We start from the raw sequence: 19,155 nt of genomic DNA, 5'->3' as shown, positions 1-19,155 counted from the left end.
ACATCAATGGATCCAGTATTAGGTGGTTACACAGTTATCGCAGTAGCGTTACTTATCGGTCTTGGCGCACTTGGCACAGGTATTGGTTTTGCTATTTTAGGCGGCAAGTTCTTAGAAGGTGTTGCGCGTCAGCCAGAGCTTGGCTCACAATTGCAAACTCGTATGTTCATCGTAGCAGGTCTACTTGATGCTATTCCGATGATCGGTGTTGGTATTGCTATGCTATTGTTGTTCGCAAACCCTCTAGCAGGTTAATCAGAAAGCTCAGTTGTAAATGTTTGGTATTCGGAGTTTTTCTATCAAATATAGTCAAAATTTGACTGCCAAACATGATCAATGAAACTGATTTTTCATTAACAAAGAGGTGATCACGTGAATATCAATTCTACCCTCATCGGTCAAGCCATTGCTTTTGCAATATTTGTGATTTTTTGCATGAAATTCGTGTGGCCACCACTTATCGGTGCCATTAATGAGCGTCAGCGTAAAATTGCTGAAGGCTTGAATGCCGCAGAAAAAGCAAAAGCAGATTTGGCTACCGCGGAGCAAGATGTACAGCAGGAGCTTGATCTTGCAAAGACTAAAGCTGCGGCTTTGATCGAGCAAGCAAATAAAAGCGCCAATCAGCTCGTCGAAGATGCTAAATCGCAAGCCCAAATGGAAGGCGAGCGCATTCGTCAACAAGCGCAAGCGTCTATCGACCAAGAAATCAATCAAGCGCGCGAATCATTGCGTGCCCAAGTTGCTGAACTGGCTGTACTTGGTGCAGAGAAGATTTTGCAAGAAAAAGTCGATGTGCAAAAACATGCCAGTATGTTAGACCAACTGGCGGCGAAGCTGTAATTGTGAGGATATAATGGCTGACTTATCAACCTTAGCACGACCGTACGCTAAAGCCGCGTTTGACTATGCCAATGAACACGGAGTGGTCAATGAATGGGAAGACTTCTTATTCATTGCCAGTACGATTGTCAATGACAAATCGTTCCAACCGTTGCTAGACAATCCAGCCGTTTCTGCTGAGCATAAGTCAGCTGCTTTGGTCGATCTTTATGATACACAAGTAGCTAGCGCTAGTGATTCTGCTTTTAAGCAGTTGTTAGGTGAGACCCAAGGGCATCGCCATGACAGTAACGCCAGCTATCCAAAAGTATCAATAGCGCTTAGCAACTTCGTTAATCAGTTATCAGAACAAGAGCGTCTGGCACTGCTTCCTGAAGTTTATGAGCATTATCGCCGTCACAAGGCTTTAAGCTTAAAGCAGCTTGACGCATATGTGACTTCTGCCTATCCATTGACCGACGCACAGCGTGAGCTGTTGGAAACACGTCTTGCTGCCTCGCTAAATGCTAGTGTAGTAATTCATGAAGCGGTTGATCCTAGTCTTTTGGCAGGCGCTACGATCAAAATTGGTGATAAAATCATCGATGATTCTATGCGTGGCAAGTTACAACAGTTAAAAACACAGCTAACTGCCTAATGCCATTCGTCGACGCAGTTGAATAAAAACTGCGTGATATAAGAGCATTTAAGTCAGTGGGCGGGTTATCATAAATTAAAGGAAACAAGGCAATGCAACAATTGAATCCAGCGGAAATCAGTAACCTGATTAAGCAGCGTATTCAAGACCTTGATGCGGGTGCAACTGCAAAGAATGAAGGCACGATTGTCAAAGTATCTGACGGTATCGTGCAGATTCATGGTCTTGAAGATGCCATGTACGGCGAAATGATTGAGTTTGAAGGCGAAATCTACGGAATGGCTCTTAACTTAGAGCGTGATTCTGTTGGCGCGGTAGTACTTGGTGATTACCTAAAGCTGCAAGAAGGTCAAAAAGCCTATTGTACTGGTCGTATTCTTGAAGTACCGGTAGGTCCTGAGCTGCTAGGCCGTGTTGTTGACGCCTTGGGTAATCCTATTGATGGTAAAGGTCCTATCGATGCTAAGATGACTGACAAAGTCGAAAAAATCGCTCCAGGCGTTATCGACCGTCAATCAGTAGATCAACCAGTAATGACTGGTTATAAAGCTGTTGATACCATGATCCCAATCGGTCGTGGTCAGCGTGAGCTTATCATTGGTGATCGTCAGACGGGTAAAACCGCGATGGCTATCGATGCAATCATTGCACAGAAATCATCTGGTATTAAGTGTGTATACGTGGCCATCGGTCAGAAGCGTTCTACGATCGCTAACGTTGTACGTAAGCTTGAGCAAACTGGCGCACTTGAATACACTACGGTAGTAGTTGCTTCAGCTTCAGAGCCAGCAGCACTACAGTATATCGCACCGTACTCAGGTTGTACGATGGGCGAGTACTTCCGTGACCGCGGTGAAGACGCACTAATTGTATTTGATGATTTATCAAAACAAGCCGTCGCTTATCGTCAGATTTCACTATTGTTACGTCGTCCGCCAGGTCGTGAAGCTTATCCAGGGGACGTATTCTATTTACATTCACGTCTACTTGAGCGTGCATCACGTGTAAATGCGGCTTACGTAGAGAAATTCACTAACGGTGAAGTAGTTGGTAAAACTGGTTCGTTAACCGCATTACCGATTATTGAAACTCAAGCTGGTGACGTATCTGCATTCGTACCAACCAACGTAATTTCAATTACTGATGGTCAGATTTTCTTAGAATCTAGCTTATTTAACTCAGGTATTCGTCCAGCAGTAAACGCTGGTATTTCGGTATCTCGTGTTGGTGGTGCTGCTCAGACTAAGATTATCAAAAAGCTATCTGGTGGTATTCGTACTGCACTAGCTCAGTATCGTGAACTGGCAGCATTTGCTCAGTTTGCATCAGATCTTGATGATGCGACTCGCGAACAGCTTGATCATGGTGAGCGTGTTACTGAACTTATGAAGCAAAAACAGTATCAGCCAATGTCTGTTGCTGAACAAGCAGCTGTTATCTATGCTTCAAACGAAGGATTCTTAGCAGATGTACCAGTTGAAAAAATTGGTTCTTTTGAAGAAGCTTACTTACGTTATATGCATGATGAGCAAAGTGAATTGATGCGTGAGATTGATGACACTGCGAACTACAATGATGACATCGCAGGTCGTTTAAAGTCAGCTTTAGAGACCTTTAAACAAAATCACAGTTATTAATTTAACGGGTTAAGCCGAATTGGTTATAGCTGTAGTTTATAGCTTGATAAAGTGGCGCGTTGTCTGAATAGATATTTGCGCCACTGTTCTAACCATTGACGGTATTAGATCGCGCAATGCTACAAGAATGAAAAACATTATTCTGCAAGTTTAATTTTTTATATTAATTGATTGTTGCATGCGCCAATGCTTTTTAACCCTCTTATATTGGAATCATTATGGCAAGCTTAAAAGAGATACGTGCCAAAGTCACCAGTATTAAAAGCACCCAAAAAATTACTCGTGCCATGCAAATGGTAGCGGCGAGTAAAATGCGCCGTGCTCAAGAGCGCATGGAAGTGGGTCGCCCGTATGCTGATAGTATGCGCCGGGTTATTTCACATTTGGTGCATGCTTCATCAGACTATAAACATCCGTACATGGTATCGCGTCCAGTAGATAAGGTTGGCTACATCGTCATCACATCCGATCGCGGACTTGCGGGTGGTTTGAATATTAACCTATTCAAAGCATTATCTAAAAGTATTCAAAACTATCAAGATCAGTCAGTTCAAGCTGAATTTGCCGTTATTGGTGCTAAAGGTGTTAGCTTTTTTAAGAGCTTTGGCGGTAAAGTAACTTCTGCAGTAACTGACTATGGCGATAAGCCGACCTTTGAGCAAATAAACTCACCGGTTCAAGCTATGCTTGATGACTATAGTAACGGTAAAATAGACCGTATCTATGTCGTATATAACAAGTTCGTCAATGCCATGACTCAAAAGCCAACTGTTAATCAACTGGTACCTTTGCCAGAGGGTTCATTTAGCGATGAAGAAAGCGGTATGCAGACGGAACTTAGCTGGGATTATATCTACGAGCCTGATATCAAAACTTTGATTGATGACTTACTTGGGCGCTATATCGAATCGATTGTGTACCAAGCGGTAATGGAAAATATTGCCTCTGAACAGTCGTCACGTATGGTGGCTATGAAAGCGGCAACAGATAATGCTGGTGACCTAATTAACGATTTACAGTTGGTTTATAACAAGCTGCGTCAAGCGGCGATTACCCGAGAAATCTCGGAAATCGTTGGCGGTGCTGCTGCTGTTTCATAATTGACTACACCTATATATAGAAGTTCAAGGAGAACGCAATGAGTAGCGGTCGTATTGTACAGATTATTGGCGCGGTTCTTGACGTTGAGTTCAACCGTAACGAAGTTCCTCAGATTTATGATGCCTTGCAAGTAGACGGTACCGAAACCACCCTAGAAGTGCAGCAACAGCTAGGTGATGGCATTGTACGTACTATTGCCATGGGATCAACCGAAGGTCTAAAGCGTAACCTATCTGTTACCAACACTGGTGCACCTATTGCTGTGCCTGTTGGTATCGGTACGCTTGGTCGCATTATGGATGTTCTTGGTCGTCCTATCGATGAAGAAGGTCCTGTAGAGGCTGACGAAAAATGGTCTATCCACCGTGAAGCACCAAGCTATGCGGATCAGTCAAACAGCACTGAGCTGTTAGAGACTGGTATTAAAGTTATCGATCTACTTTGCCCGTTTGCGAAAGGTGGTAAAGTTGGTCTGTTTGGTGGTGCTGGTGTTGGTAAAACCGTCAACATGATGGAATTGATCAATAACATCGCCCTTAAACATGAAGGTCTGTCAGTATTTGCTGGCGTTGGTGAGCGTACGCGTGAAGGGAATGACTTCTATCACGAAATGCAAGAAGCTGGCGTTGTAAATACTGAAGACTTTAGCAAATCTAAAGTTGCGATGGTATATGGTCAGATGAATGAGCCACCAGGTAACCGTCTACGTGTTGCACTGTCTGGTTTGACCATGGCTGAGTACTTCCGTGATACCAAAGATCCTGAAACTGGTAAAGGTCGTGACGTACTATTATTCGTTGATAACATTTATCGCTATACACTAGCCGGTACTGAAGTATCAGCATTGTTAGGTCGTATGCCATCAGCAGTTGGTTATCAGCCAACACTCGCTGAAGAGATGGGTATGCTACAAGAGCGTATTACTTCAACGCAGTCAGGTTCTATTACTTCAGTTCAAGCCGTATATGTTCCTGCGGATGATTTGACGGATCCATCACCAGCAACGACGTTTGCTCACTTGGATGCGACTGTTGTACTAAGCCGTGATATTGCTTCACAAGGTATCTATCCTGCGGTTGATCCATTGGATTCAACCTCGCGTCAGCTAGATCCATTAGTAATTGGCGAAGAGCATTATAATGTTGCTCGTGGCGTACAGGAAATCTTGCAGCGCTATAGAGAGCTAAAAGACATCATTGCCATCCTAGGTATGGATGAGTTATCAGAAGAAGATAAGCTAGTCGTTTATCGTTCGCGTAAAATTCAGCGCTTCTTATCACAGCCATTCCACGTTGCTGAAGTCTTTACTGGTGCACCAGGTAAATATGTACCACTACGCGATACCATTGCTAGCTTTAAAGCAATTATCGCTGGTGAGTATGATGATCTACCAGAACAAGCATTCTATATGGCTGGTGGCATCGACGAAGTAGTTGCTAAAGCAGAAAAAATGAAATCTTCTGCAGCGTAATTTGTATCAGTAGTCGCTAACGAGTAGATAGATTATAATTATGATGTCTACTCGTCAGTAATGCATCGCAGTTTTGATTGTGTTTTGAACGTAAGGAATTAGGTATGGCAACGTTACAATGTCGCGTCGTAAGTGCCCGTGAAGAGTTATATTCAGGCGAAATAAGTATGTTAATCGCTAGCGGTAGCGAAGGCGAAATTGGTGTGTTGCCAGGCCACACACCACTTATTACTTTGCTAAAACCTGGCCCGATGCGAGTGCAAACGCCTAACGGTGAAGAAGAAGTCATTTACGTATCAGGTGGTGTGTTAGAAGTACAACCAAAAATGGTTACGGTGTTAGCCGATACAGCGATGCGTGCACATAACCTTGACGAAAGTAAAATCGTTGAAGCACGTAAGAAAGCTGAACAGATGCTCGTTAACCAGTCTGATACTGTCCAAACCAATGCAGCATTAGCTTCATTAGCAGAGTCAGTTGCACAGTTACAGACTATCCGCAAATATAAAAACCGTGCTTAAGGTTGTTCGAAAATACTTCACTTTAACGCTAATTAATGTATTATAAAAACAGTCCTTTAAGGGCTGTTTTTTTTGCTGCAAGAAAAGTGCTAATGATTATAATCAGCAATAACGTAAAGACTGTTTAGAGCTTAAATGTTTACTTTTATCAAAGTAACTAACGAACTTATTGAGTTCGATATACTAGCTACATCTAAGCCACTAGCAGTAATGGTTATATTTAGTTATATTGTGAGTAATGAGCTTTAATAGTCACTGAACAATTTTTCTATAATATTTGATTTATAGCTAGTTAGGGCTATAGTTAATCATAGTAGTAATTAAAAACTTAAAATTACTGGACGTTGACTAAAATTTTAGGATATCTTCTTTATAGGTTTTGTTAACGACAATAAGCTATAGTATAGGAAGCTGACGATTTGATAGTATACTGTCCTACCACGTTTGCACCATCCATAAGAACATCAATTGTTCCATTTTATTGTGCTACTAAATTCCCTGCTATTAATTTTTATACATTAGAGGATACAACAATGACAATGACTGAAGAAGACAACACCCCCCGAATTTTGATTGTTGAGGATGATGAGCGTCTGGCTATGTTGACCCAAGATTATTTGGTCAAGAATGGTTTAGAAGTAGCCATTGAAACTGATGGCAATCGCGCCATTCGTCGTATCGTCAATGAACAACCAGATTTAGTGGTACTTGATGTCATGCTTCCTGGTAGTGATGGTCTGACCGTTTGTCGTGAAGTGCGTCCACATTATCAAAACCCAATTTTGATGCTGACGGCACGTACAGAAGATATGGATCAGGTGTTAGGTCTTGAGATGGGTGCTGATGATTACGTTGCTAAGCCAGCTCAACCACGTGTGCTGTTAGCACGTATCCGTGCTTTGCTACGTCGCTCTGAAAATGCACCATCAGAAGATGTACCACAGCGTCTTGAGTTTGGTGAATTGGTCATCGATAACGGTGGTCGCTCTGTGACACTAGGTGATGAGTTGGTTGACTTTACCAGTGCTGAATATGATCTATTATGGTTACTTGCGTCTAATGCTGGTCGCATTCTGTCACGCGAAGATATCTTTGAGCGTCTGCGTGGTATCGAATATGATGGTCAAGATCGCTCTATCGATGTGCGTATCTCACGTATTCGTCCTAAAATTGGTGATGATCCAGAAAATCCAAAACGTATTAAGACGGTACGCAGTAAAGGCTATCTGTTCGTTAAAGAAGGCAACTAAGCTTACTTTGATCTAGGCAATGACTTGTCGTTGCGATCAGATTAATAAAAAACCAGCGCTCTGCTGGTTTTTTTGTGGCTAAATTTTAAGTTTTTAAACTTAAGAGAAGCGTTATGTGGTTTAATTAAGCGATAATTATGGACGCTAGCTGAATATATACTGTACAGATATGGTTTTAGCCAGTTTTCGCATGTAGTTTATCGCATTAAAATATAGCAGTGAAATATATAACTCAAGATTCTATCTTATTAAACAGTGCTTAATGTCATTCACAATACAGAGTGGTATTAGCAGTTACTATTCAACAGTTTGGTCACGGCACGTATGTCATTAGTCTCTTCTCTAAAGCACAGTATTTTTGTTCGAATTTATGCCGGACTGTTGATAGTCTGCCTCTGTGTAGCCTTATTTGCCCAGTTATTGATGGATACTATCAATAAGGAACGGGTACAGTCATATCGTGAAAATATGGCCACAGGGGCTTTTTATTTGGTCAGTGAAGGCATAGGACGTCAAATAAGCGAGACTCAACGCGAGTATTGGTTATCAGATGCCAGTAGTCTGTTTGGTTCGACTTTTCGTATTGTACCTATAAATGAGATTGACTTCAGCTCAAGCGAGCTGCGCCGTTTTGACAATGGTGACACGGTGGTGCGCTATATTAATCAGCCTACCTATGCCGATGTCTATCACCGTCTGCCAGATGGCAACAGCGTATTAACAGTCAGAATATCGCAGGTCACAGAACAACAAGTACGTGCCATGGCAGTATTTTTACTAGATGACTTGTCCTACTATACGACATTGTCGGCTAAGCGCACACGTCTAAAAGAATTAGAAGAGAAATTTTCTTTTCCATTGGAGCTTAAAGGTGTCAATGCGTTAGGTTTAGATAATGATCAGATGGCGCGTTTACGTCGTGATGAAGTGGTTATATTATTTCAAGATAGTAGCACTAGCCGAGGTAACTCAGCCATTAGAATCATTGTACCTTCCGAAATCAATGACATGGCTATTGTAATGGGTCCTGTCCCTCTGTTTAACTGGTTCCCATTAAATCTAATTATCAGTATGGTTCTGATCAGCATGTTCTTGATTAGCCTAGGTGTTTATGCGTTGATTTTCCCACTTGAGCGTAAGTTGCAGCTGATTCAAGTAGGGGTTAACGAAGTCAGCCAAGGCAATCTTGATATTCAGGTACAGGTCATTGGACAAGATGAAATTGCGCGTTTATCCGCGACATTTAATGCCATGACAGAACACATTAAACGCTTGATTGAATCGCAGCGCGAGTTGACGCGCGCGGTATCGCATGAATTACGTACCCCCGTTGCCCGTATTCGCTTTGCTGTAGATATGCTTGCTGATACAGATGATGAAGACTCGCGGCATATGCAGCGTGACTATATTGATGAAGATATCGAAGCACTTAACGGGCTTATTGACGAGATTTTGACTTATGCAAAGCTTGAGGAAGGTTCGCCAAAGTTAGATTTAGAGCCAGTAAACCTTAAGGAACTCATTGAACAGGTAGTGCGTGAAACCAACGCTTTAGGTAAATCTATCGAAATCGTTGGGCAGCCACCTAGTGCGAAAGTGACAGCGATAGCGGATCGACGTTATTTACACCGCGTTATTCAAAACCTTGCTGGTAATGCGTTGCGCTATGCAGAAACCACTATAATTATCAGTGCTGGTGTCAAAAAGGGTAATGCTTTCGTGAGTGTTGAAGATGATGGCCATGGCATTGCTGAAGCTGATCGCGAAAAGGTCTTTATTCCATTTTCACGTTTAGACGATAGTCGTACCCGAGCATCAGGTGGTTATGGGCTAGGACTGTCTATCGTGTCGCGCATTGCGTTTTGGTTCAATGGTAGTATGAAAGTAGATGAGAGTGATGATTTGGGTGGCGCAAGGTTTGTCATGACATGGCCTATCAAGCCATTAACACAAGTTCTAGCCGCTGATGAGTTGACTCAAGAAAAAAGCAACCGTGATTTTAGTAATAAATAATCTAGAATTTGTGATAACTAGTAAATGGCCAACACAACAAAATGCTGTTAGTTAAAAATACTATTTAGCATGGTTGATGGAGTTGACCGCATGAAATATTAATAGAAGCCATATGTCATGCGGTGATGAGCTAATAATCATATTTACGGTAATACTATATTTATCACTATTTTGAATACAAGGTTTAAAAGGAGATTGAGGATGCCTTATTTATTTGGTGGTTTAGTGCTATTGAATGCATTAATGCTTGGTTACTACTTGTTTGTACAACAACCAACTGCTACCGAAAGTCTACAAGCGGCGCAAGCTGAGCTGACACACCCTATGACATTTACTAATAGTGCTAAGCATATACCACCATTGATTGGTACTAAAGAATAATACTCTCTTCAAACAGTTTTTCTATGGTCGTCTTTAGTTAATACCATCAGTAGTCCTCACCATTAACAGCATTGTCTGGCTTAGGAAGCTTATTAGCGACGGTCTCTTCACCAGCAACTTTAGATAGAAGAGGGATGCGGACACAAACTTGTAGGCCACCATCTGGATGATTGATGGCTTCTACAGTACCGTGATGTAGACGTGCGATACGACTAACAATGGCTAGACCAAGCCCGCTACCTTGAGTAGTACGTGCTGTCTCACCTCGTTCAAATGGCTGCATAATACGCTCTAACTGATCTTCTGCGACACCATCACCACAGTCGCGCACACATATCATCAATTGCTCTTGAGCTTCTTCATTAACCTTGCTCTCCGTGACTATATCAGTATCTTCTGTAACTGCTGCCTCTATAAAAGTCGGTACGACCGTGGCTGATAGATAGATCGGCGGTTTACCATAACGATTGGCATTGTTCACAAGGTTAATAACCAAGCGTTTGATCGACAGGGGCCGTATCGGTACGGCTTTCTGAAGTTCTGATTGGTAAACAAACTTCATAGGCGCAAACTGCACCATAATCTCATTAAATATAGCGTCTAGATTGGTCAGGTGCACAGGCTCATCAGAGCCATCTTTCATAAAAGATATAAACTGCTCCAAAATTGCATCCATATCTTCAATATCGTAAATCAACCCTTCACGGAAAAAGTCATCTGGCAGCATCTCGGCTGTTAAGCGCATGCGTGTCAGCGGGGTGCGCAGGTCATGTGAGATACCAGCAAGCATGATAGTCCGCTCTTTTTGCGCTTGATTAAGTGTGGTAAACAGTCGATTAAATGCCATATTAACTTGTCGAATCTCGGTAGGACCTGCGCGCGTGGGCAAGGTAGTCGCGTGACCAAGACTGATATAATTGGTTGCAGCACGTTGTAAATGACGAAGGGGACGGTTTAATTGACGCGCTAACAATATAATCGTTAGTAGGGTCAAAATAGGTAGTCCTAATAAAAATAGGGCTAACAATGTTGGACTGTATTGCGAATAATAGACGACTGGTTCACGAATCCAAAAACTTTGATTACGGCTATCTTGTACCCACAGTTGAGGTGTGGGCTTAAATTTGAAATAGACTTCGACAGGTCGTCCTAATTGTGCGCCAATTTCACGTTGTAAGACGTCTGTAAATACTCCTACAAAGGCTTTATCTTCAACCTGCGGAAAATCACTAGGATTATCAATCACTACTACGTGCGAATTCTTATAGACCCACTGTTGCATTTTTGGGTTATCTCGCCAATCTTCTCTGACACTATTCATTAAGCGCAGCTCACTCGTTAGGTAGCGAGCGTGGTTTTTGAGCTCTGGCAGATACAGACTGCGCCAAAAAAACCAAATTGACAGACCGACACTGATGATTACTATGAAAGCGACCATTAAAGTCGTCAGCCAAGTACTAGAGTATGAATGGGGCAGCCAAGCAATTCGACGCAAACGAGGAGTTGGATTGATCATAAGAATCTATAGCTCTTGCAAGAATGCAATAAAGTATAGTGCAATAGTGACTCAGGTGCTATGGGATTACTATCGTTAAATGCTGGATATTGGCTACTTTATCAACGAATAATGCCTAACATAATGGGATTGCAAATGGTATTTAAGCTATTGTAATAATAGTGATTAAATAAACACAGTTTATGTTTTCAATAAAACAAGACTGTGATATAATTATGCCCTTTTTGGTATACCTGCGAAAGAGAGAATTCACATGGTTGTTATTCGTTTAGCACGGGGCGGTGCCAAGAAACGCCCATTTTATCAAGTAGTTGTTGCTGATCAACGCCGCGCGCGTGACGGTCGCTATATTGAAAACATCGGCTTTTTTAACCCACTCGCTAAAGAGTCTGAAGAAGCAGTACGCCTAAACATGGAAGCGTACAATGCGTGGATCGCTAAAGGTGCACAACCTTCAGATCGCGTTGCTTCATTAGTAAAAGCTTACAACAAGTCTGCAGCTCAAACTGAAGCAACTGCTTAAGTTTTGGTTGTTGAGTACTAATAGCGTATTTTACGTTATTTAGTCTACTTTAGAATACATAGCGTAACTGGTTTTTACTGGTGTACGCCATTAACTGTTTTTACTATTTAGTTCGGTTGTTTTTATATCGACAATCGCTGTTTTACTCATTGTTAGGTTAGCCGTTATGTCATCTGTTCCAGACGTCAGCACTCTTATGAAGATCGGCCAGCTTAAAAAGCCTTACGGTATTAAAGGCTGGCTATGGGTGTTTAGTGACACTGATCAGCATGAGGCAATATTTGGCATGCAGCCGTGGTGGATTAAAACTGCCACTGGTATGAAGCCGTTGACTGTTAGCAAGTGGCGTCAGCAAGGTACAGGACTTGTGGCTCAGTTCGAGCAAGTTCCTGACCGTAATATTGCTGAAACCATGAACGGTGTTGCGATCTGGGTCGCTAAAGACTCACTGCCTGAAGCTTCTGAAGACGAGTTTTTTTGGTCGGATTTGGTTGGGCTGAGAGTTTTGAATGAGCAAGATGAGTATCTTGGTAATATTGCTGAGATGTTTGAAACCGGCGCTCATGACATTATGCGTGTAGCGGCAAAATCAGACAGCTTAGATAATGAAGAGCGCCTGATACCATGGCATACACAAACTGTCATAAAGGTCGATATGACCGATAAAGCAGTTTATGTCGCATGGCCAAGCGATTATTGATTTAATCTTAATAGAATTGAATTAATAATATATTCATACAGTCGTTATTTAAGCAGAGGTCAGATGTATTTCGCTGTGATTAGTATTTTCCCTGAGATGTTTGCTACGATTCGTAATTTTGGTATTACGGGACGAGCAGTGACTCAGGAGCAGGTCACAATTGAATGCATTAATCCACGCGACTATACCACGGATAATTACCGCCGTATTGATGAACGTCCTTATGGCGGTGGACCTGGTATGGTGATGATGGCAGAGCCATTGTCGCAAGCTATTGAAGATGCTCGATTGCGCGCTAGTCAACATGGCTGCCGTATCGATAAAGCGCATTGTCCGGTGATTTATATGTCGCCACAAGGACAAACGCTGAGCGAGAGTAGTGTGGTCAGTATGGCTGAGTATGATGGCATGATTTTATTATGTGGTCGTTACGAAGGCATTGATGAGCGCCTACTATCGCAGTATGTTGATATGGAAGTGTCGATTGGAGACTATGTGCTAAGTGGTGGCGAGCTGCCAGCGATGGTATTAATGGATAGTGTAATACGTCGTCTACCCGATACAATGGGTGATGACAAGTCAGCTGAACAAGACTCGTTTGTCGATGGTTTGCTTGATTGTCCACACTATACTAAGCCGCATGAGTTTGCCGGTATGGCAGTACCTGAGGTATTGCTATCTGGCCACCATGCTAACATCGCTAAGTGGCGCTTTAGTCAACAGGTCGAACGTACCAAAGTGCGACGACCAGACTTATGGCAAGTGTTTACACCAAGCGCGCAACAAGCTGCATGGCTAAAAGCACTAGCAAAAAAGAATAGTTCAAAAACAGTTAATACTGAGAATCTTGATCAATAATAAAACAGGCCATACGATAATGGCCGTTTTTCAGACCCCATTTATGTTGTGTCTGTTATTAATATAAATCAATACAAACTATTAATAATAGGCACGATTAATTATTACAAACAGGTGATATGCGTTAAGCCTCTATTATCTAATGTGAGGAGATAACTCTCATGAGCAACAAGCATCCATTGGTTCAGGTCATCGAAAACGCTCAATTGCTTGAGCGCCCAAACTTTGCACCCGGCGATACCGTTGTGGTACAAGTAAAAGTACGTGAAGGCGAACGTGAGCGTTTACAGGCTTTTGAAGGCGTTGTAATTGCTAAGCGTAACCGTGGTCTAAACTCAGCGTTTACCGTACGTAAAATTTCAAGCGGCGTTGGTGTTGAGCGTGCATTCCAATTGCATTCACCAATCATCGATAGCATTGAAGTGAAACGCCGCGGTGCTGTTCGCCGTGCGAAACTATACTACTTACGTGAACGTTCTGGTAAATCAGCACGTATCCGCGAAAAGCTGGTTGCACGTCCAACTCAGAAAAAAACTGATGCAGGCGTACCTAGTGCAGTTGAGACTGCACCTGGTATCTAAGTTTAAGCATTTCGCTTAAGCTTGCTGTAGTTGATGAACCGTCTATAGTACGGTACGCAACCAAGCAAAAGTAGATACAAGCCCTTATTCATAGGTTTATCATATAAATAAGTAGGCGTACCAAAAAAGACAAAACCCCAATCTGTGCAGATGCCAGATTGGGGTTTTTGTTTGTATAGCTTTAAGTTTTAAACCTAGAAGTCAATGTTATCTATACGGTTGCTTTGGTCTTTAGACTTGCTGTGCTTACGCAAACGAATGTAAATCGTTTTAGTAACGGTAGCAATAATTTTTTGCTGACTATCAACAATATCCGTTCTATATTCGCGGAATACTGGTTCACCATCTTTTGCTAAATTTTGAATAGTGGCAATTTCTGTACTGGGAATTTTCATGCGGGTAGTAACTTTACTATTACCGGGTGCAATGAACTCAATATATGAGCTTTTATCCCATACCACATAAGTACTGCCCAATTGATGCATAAGCATTAGCATATAAAAAGGGTCGACCATTGAATACAAGCTACCACCGAATTGCGTACCAACGATGTTTTTATTCAGACTGTTAAGACCCATACTTACTACGCACAAACCTTGATCCAAATCGACATGCTCGACCTTAATACCAGCACCGACATAAGGCGCATAAGTATTAATACGCAGCTTGAGTAAATGCGGTGTTAGTAGGGGCATAATATTCTTTTTAGTTTTGCGTCTTAAGTTCTCTAAATTCTTGGGTAGGAAGCTCATACTGTTATCCTTCTGTCTTTCGATAATCAAGCCTGATATATAAATCGGAATGCTAATAGAGTAGGCGATGAATTAATATCTAGTGAGATCTGTAACAATCTTCAAGTGTGGGCGCATCTATACTTATTATTCCTATTCTATTGAGCACTGGCTGACGAAAAGATATCCATCATAATCAAAAATAAAAATCGTCACCAGTCTTAAAGCGTAACGAGTGTTAAACATTTAATAATATTAATACTTTATTAAATGTTTAACTGACTTTCAATATGTGTAAAAGTCTTTTAATTAGCGTAAGAATGCTCCCAGCATGGTTTTAATTATGAGTTAGATGTTGATAAATGCAGGACAGTTTTAGCTCCGAAACTCGCAATCTTTGTCTTGATAGCATACAATGGCTGCCAATTTGTGTTGGGCAGCTTATTTTTTGTACAACTTCGGGCAAATAAGTCGTCATTTATAAAAAATCGAATCCTCAGTCAGCATAAGGAGATGTGATGAGTAGTAACAAGATCCCCGCTTCAGGGTCTAATCCGCAGCAGTCAAATTCATCCCATTACGATAACGAATTGCAAGGTAGCTATGCTGATTTGCATCAGCCGAACTCAAGCTTTGATAGCCGTGATGATTATCTAAATCATGAACTACAAATTATGCAGCCAAAGCGCTGGCGTGCCAATTTACCGTTCCGTGATTATCGTTTTGAATATGAAGATACTATTCCAGCAATGGCAGCGACAATTGGTAAAGTCGTTATGGTCGGCGCTATTGCAGCAACTTTTGCAGGACCACTTGGTCTAAGTGATGCTTTTGTTCTAGAAAACGTCCGTTATGAGCTGTTAATTGTCTCGTTTTTTGTCATCTTATTCTCAGGCTTCCTGCTACCGACTGCCAACCTTGCTGGTACGCATGGTCCGCTTATTCCACTTATTCCTATTGTTGTTGCCGCTGGTGGTCATCCAATGGCCTTTGGTCTACTTATTGGTGCCTTTGGTTTATTGCTGGCAATCAGTAAAGGGGGGAGTTTGCTGGCAAACTTGACCAGTAAAGGCGTGTGCGGTGGGTTGCTGCTTTATTTGGGCTTTATTGGCACCATCTCACAAGTCAAAAACCTGTTTGCTTGGGCAGAAGGCATTGGCATGGCGCATATCGCCTTTGTGGTCATTCTATTGACGATTATACTTTATGCCGTGTTAGAGAATTTCCAAAAGCGTTGGCTGGCTGTGCCGCTTAGCTGCTTATTAGGTGGTGGCGTGGCATTTGCTATGGGTGCACCCTTTGCCTTTGAAACTGCACCTGGCTTGCCAAATATGAATCCGATGTATTGGTGGGGTGAAGATACAGGTTGGATGCTAGGTCTGCCAACGGTTGAGAGCTTCGTTGTGGTGCTACCATTTGCGGTTTTGGCAGTAGCCATGTGGTCACCAGACTTCTTAGGTCATCAAGTCTTCCAAAAAATAAGCTATCCAAAACGCACTGAGCGTGTACTGATGGATATCGATGATACGATGACCAGTGCCTCCATTCGTCAGGTGGCAGGCTCAGTATTGGGCGGTGCAAACTTTGCGTCATCATGGGGTACATATATTGTGCCAGCAGCGATTGCCAAGCGTCCTATTCCAGCAGGTGCTGTATTAACGGGGTTGTTCTGTCTCATTGCAGGTATCTGGGGCTACCCGATGGATTTGGCCATTTGGGAGCCAGTAATGTGTGTGGCGCTAATTGTCGGCGTTTTTATTCCGCTACTTGAAGCGGGTATGGAGATGACACGCGAAGGAAAAACCACGCAGTCTGCAGCGATTGTGGTATTTGCATCGGCACTCGTGAATCCTGCTTTTGGGTGGTCGATTACACTTGTACTTGATAACTTAGGCTTAATTGGGTCTAAAGAGCGTAGTGCTAATCTGTCGAAGATGAGCCGCTGGATTATCCCTGTTGTCACTTTTGTGATATTAACTGGGGTTATGGCTATTGTAGGTATGTTGCCGGGTATCCCAGCATTGCTACCGAACTTCCGTCATTAATAGGGTTTTATTCTATATAAGCTACACAAACAACATTTTAATCATTAGAAAAAGTCGGCTAGGTGCTGGCTTTTTTTCTGTCTGACGTTACACTGATAGTTACCTTGCAAAACTTTCGCTATCGCCCCATAAACAGCTATATATCAGTATCTTGAGAGCAATAAATTCTATGGTTAACGTCTCAGAAACAAGCCCCGTCGATGATAAAAAAGCCCGTCTTAAGCATCTAATTAAACGTCTGCCAAATTTGCCAGGTGTCTATAAAATGCTGGGTAAAAATGGTGATATTTTATATGTGGGTAAAGCCAAGTCGCTTAAAAGCCGCGTCAACAGCTACTTCGCTAAGACGATTGACCACCCAAAGACACGGGCATTGGTGGCGCGGATTCATAACATTGAGACCATTATTACCCGTAGTGAGACCGAGGCATTACTGCTTGAGCAAAACTTGATTAAAGAGTACCGTCCGCCTTATAACGTACTATTGCGTGATGATAAATCTTACCTCTATGTGTTTATTTCAGCGGATAAACCTTATCCGAGACTGGCTTATGGACGCGGCAAAGGCAATCATCAAAAAGGTCGTTTTTTTGGGCCTTTCCCCTCTGCTCATGCGGCAAAAGAGACATTAGTTTTGATGCAAAAAATGTTTCAGATGCGCCAATGTACCAATACTTTTTTTAAGCAACGTAAGCGCCCTTGTCTGGAGTATCAAATTAAGCGTTGCCGTGCGCCTTGCGTGGGTTTGGTATCGTCAGAAGAATATGCAGAGGATGTGAATAATACCATTCGCTTTTTAAAAGGCGACTCTAGTGACATTCACAGCGCTTTGATTGAAAAAATGGAAGGCGCCGCCGAAGAGTTAGACTTTGAAAAAGCGGTCTTTTATCGCGACCAGCTGTCTATGCTACGCGAAGTACAGGCAAAGCAAGCGGTTTATACCGTACAGGGTGAGGCCGATGTGATTGCTATTGCTAGTCAGGCAGGCATGACTTGTGTCAACGTATTGACGGTACGCGGTGGGCGCGTACTTGGTGGTAAAAATTACTTCCCTGATGTCGATAGTAGCGAGCCGCTCGCTGATAATTTATCCGCCTTTATTACCTCGTTTTATTTTCAGGTGACCGATGACTTACCAGCAGAGATTATATTGAGCCATGAGCTACCTGATCAGGTTGCGGTGAGTGAAGCACTGGCTACGCATTTCGGTAGCAAAGTCGTCATTAAAACCAATGTACGTGAACATCGTTCAGAATGGATGGACTTAGCCAAACTGAATACCAACAATGCGCTTAAGACTAAGCTGGGTGATTATTTAGAATTACATTCGCGCTTTGGCGCACTCAAAGACGTGCTGGCCGATGTTACTGACCGAACCATTGATCGGATCGAGTGTTTTGATATTTCCCATACCATGGGTGAGGCGACCATTGGTAGCTGCGTAGTCTTTGACCAAGGTGGCTCACGCCGACGCGATTACCGCCAGTATGCCATCCATGATATCCAAGGTGGGGATGACTACGCAGCGATGAAGCAAGTGCTAACACGCCGCTATAAAAAACAGCCATTACCTGACTTATTGCTTATTGATGGTGGTAAAGGTCAGCTTGGAATCGCTAAAGAAGTATTGACAGAGTTAGGTATTCTTAATGATACGTTGCTCATCAGCGTGGCAAAAGGTGAGGGTCGTAAGGCCGGACTTGAAGTATTGCACTTTATCGATCATGAGGCGCTTGATTTGCCAATGGATAGCAAGGCGTTGCATTTATTGATGCATATTCGCGATGAGGCCCATCGTTTTGCTATCACTGCGCACCGTAAGAAGCGCGATAAGCGCCGTTCATCGTCGGTGCTAGAAGTTATACCGGGGTTGGGAGAAAAGCGTCGTCGTGACTTGCTGAATCATTTTGGCGGTATGCAGCAGTTGCTTGGCGCATCCCAACAAGAGCTGGCAGGCGTGCAAGGGATTGGTCCGGTATTAGCGAAAACCGTTTATAAAGTGCTGCATGAATAAGTGAGTTTTCCATAGAAAAATGACAACAGCCTAAGACTATTGTCATTTCAAAACTAATAATGAACAATTAAAAGCTTCTAATCGTTAAAAATCGAAACTTAACTGTTGGTTTGGATAACTGCGGCAGTGCTCACAAACGCGCTCCCATCGATTAAATCTATATCTCCGATACCAACGTACGTGCACAGCTTTAGGATAACCGCATTGAATGGTCATTATGACCTCCATAATTATGATAATAATTTCACAACTATGAAGCACAGACATTTATTAGCATTTGCTATTCTCAGCATTTACTATAAAATATATAAACCCTGCAAGGTAAATAAACTT

Annotated in this window: 18 protein-coding genes; 16 read left to right on the top strand and 2 right to left on the bottom strand. The window is 42.5% G+C overall.

Features of this window, described 5'->3' with window-relative positions:
• Positions 1–6: 6 nt before the first annotated feature.
• The 10 genes from atpE (at position 7) to ACTQ9S_RS10220 (ending at position 9,854) form a co-directional block, all read left to right on the top strand.
• Positions 7–255 (top strand): F0F1 ATP synthase subunit C, encoded by a 249-nt coding sequence (gene atpE / locus ACTQ9S_RS10265; RefSeq protein WP_010197960.1) that lies wholly within the window; start codon positions 7–9, stop codon positions 253–255.
• A gap of 117 nt (positions 256–372) precedes the next feature.
• Positions 373–843, top strand: a complete 471-nt coding sequence (locus ACTQ9S_RS10260) for a F0F1 ATP synthase subunit B (RefSeq protein ID WP_068038378.1) — start codon at positions 373–375, stop codon at positions 841–843.
• A 13-nt stretch (positions 844–856) separates the two neighbouring features.
• On the top strand, positions 857–1,480 hold the full coding sequence (locus ACTQ9S_RS10255; RefSeq protein WP_068038375.1) for a F0F1 ATP synthase subunit delta: 624 nt from the start codon (positions 857–859) through the stop codon (positions 1,478–1,480).
• Between the two features lie 92 nt (positions 1,481–1,572).
• Positions 1,573–3,117, top strand: coding sequence for a F0F1 ATP synthase subunit alpha (atpA, locus tag ACTQ9S_RS10250; RefSeq protein WP_068038372.1), 1,545 nt, complete (start codon positions 1,573–1,575; stop codon positions 3,115–3,117).
• Between the two features lie 218 nt (positions 3,118–3,335).
• Complete coding sequence (gene atpG, locus ACTQ9S_RS10245; RefSeq protein WP_068038369.1) at positions 3,336–4,217, top strand: F0F1 ATP synthase subunit gamma; 882 nt, start codon at positions 3,336–3,338, stop codon at positions 4,215–4,217.
• A 38-nt stretch (positions 4,218–4,255) separates the two neighbouring features.
• Positions 4,256–5,689, top strand: a complete 1,434-nt coding sequence (gene atpD / locus ACTQ9S_RS10240) for a F0F1 ATP synthase subunit beta (RefSeq protein WP_068038365.1) — start codon at positions 4,256–4,258, stop codon at positions 5,687–5,689.
• Positions 5,690–5,793: 104 nt separating this feature from the next.
• Positions 5,794–6,210 (top strand): F0F1 ATP synthase subunit epsilon, encoded by a 417-nt coding sequence (locus ACTQ9S_RS10235; RefSeq protein ID WP_068038362.1) that lies wholly within the window; start codon positions 5,794–5,796, stop codon positions 6,208–6,210.
• 539 nt (positions 6,211–6,749) lie between these two features.
• Positions 6,750–7,460, top strand: coding sequence for a response regulator (locus ACTQ9S_RS10230; RefSeq protein WP_068039516.1), 711 nt, complete (start codon positions 6,750–6,752; stop codon positions 7,458–7,460).
• Positions 7,461–7,784: 324 nt separating this feature from the next.
• On the top strand, positions 7,785–9,473 hold the full coding sequence (locus ACTQ9S_RS10225; protein WP_440454884.1) for an ATP-binding protein: 1,689 nt from the start codon (positions 7,785–7,787) through the stop codon (positions 9,471–9,473).
• A gap of 201 nt (positions 9,474–9,674) precedes the next feature.
• Positions 9,675–9,854, top strand: coding sequence for a hypothetical protein (locus tag ACTQ9S_RS10220; protein WP_068038356.1), 180 nt, complete (start codon positions 9,675–9,677; stop codon positions 9,852–9,854).
• A 46-nt stretch (positions 9,855–9,900) separates the two neighbouring features.
• On the opposite strand, the gene ACTQ9S_RS10215 is transcribed toward ACTQ9S_RS10220, so the two are convergent.
• Positions 9,901–11,370 (bottom strand): ATP-binding protein, encoded by a 1,470-nt coding sequence (locus tag ACTQ9S_RS10215; RefSeq protein ID WP_068038353.1) that lies wholly within the window; start codon positions 11,368–11,370, stop codon positions 9,901–9,903.
• A 253-nt stretch (positions 11,371–11,623) separates the two neighbouring features.
• On the opposite strand from ACTQ9S_RS10215, the gene rpsP reads away from it, so the two are divergent.
• The 4 genes from rpsP (at position 11,624) to rplS (ending at position 14,032) form a co-directional block, all read left to right on the top strand.
• The gene (gene rpsP, locus ACTQ9S_RS10210) at positions 11,624–11,893 is read left to right on the top strand and encodes a 30S ribosomal protein S16 (protein ID WP_068038349.1); all 270 of its coding nucleotides are present in this window, start codon (positions 11,624–11,626) and stop codon (positions 11,891–11,893) included.
• A gap of 166 nt (positions 11,894–12,059) precedes the next feature.
• Positions 12,060–12,593: a ribosome maturation factor RimM gene (gene rimM / locus ACTQ9S_RS10205; RefSeq protein WP_068038346.1), complete on the top strand. Its 534-nt coding sequence runs from the start codon at positions 12,060–12,062 to the stop codon at positions 12,591–12,593.
• A 63-nt stretch (positions 12,594–12,656) separates the two neighbouring features.
• Positions 12,657–13,451, top strand: a complete 795-nt coding sequence (trmD, locus tag ACTQ9S_RS10200) for a tRNA (guanosine(37)-N1)-methyltransferase TrmD (protein WP_440454883.1) — start codon at positions 12,657–12,659, stop codon at positions 13,449–13,451.
• A 161-nt stretch (positions 13,452–13,612) separates the two neighbouring features.
• Positions 13,613–14,032, top strand: a complete 420-nt coding sequence (gene rplS / locus ACTQ9S_RS10195) for a 50S ribosomal protein L19 (RefSeq protein WP_068038340.1) — start codon at positions 13,613–13,615, stop codon at positions 14,030–14,032.
• 194 nt (positions 14,033–14,226) lie between these two features.
• On the opposite strand, the gene ACTQ9S_RS10190 is transcribed toward rplS, so the two are convergent.
• Positions 14,227–14,784, bottom strand: coding sequence for a DUF4442 domain-containing protein (locus ACTQ9S_RS10190; protein WP_440454882.1), 558 nt, complete (start codon positions 14,782–14,784; stop codon positions 14,227–14,229).
• Positions 14,785–15,281: 497 nt separating this feature from the next.
• Between ACTQ9S_RS10190 and ACTQ9S_RS10185 the strand changes: the two genes are divergently transcribed.
• Together ACTQ9S_RS10185 and uvrC are read left to right on the top strand one after the other, a co-directional pair.
• Complete coding sequence (locus ACTQ9S_RS10185) at positions 15,282–16,808, top strand: DUF3360 family protein (RefSeq protein ID WP_068038333.1); 1,527 nt, start codon at positions 15,282–15,284, stop codon at positions 16,806–16,808.
• A 169-nt stretch (positions 16,809–16,977) separates the two neighbouring features.
• The gene (gene uvrC / locus ACTQ9S_RS10180; protein ID WP_440454881.1) at positions 16,978–18,822 is read left to right on the top strand and encodes an excinuclease ABC subunit UvrC; all 1,845 of its coding nucleotides are present in this window, start codon (positions 16,978–16,980) and stop codon (positions 18,820–18,822) included.
• The last annotated feature ends 333 nt before the right edge of the window (positions 18,823–19,155 follow it).

Source organism: Psychrobacter sp. ASPA161_9 (assembly GCF_051970275.1).
GTDB lineage: Bacteria > Pseudomonadota > Gammaproteobacteria > Pseudomonadales > Moraxellaceae > Psychrobacter.
This window is presented reverse-complemented; position numbering and strand designations above follow the sequence as displayed.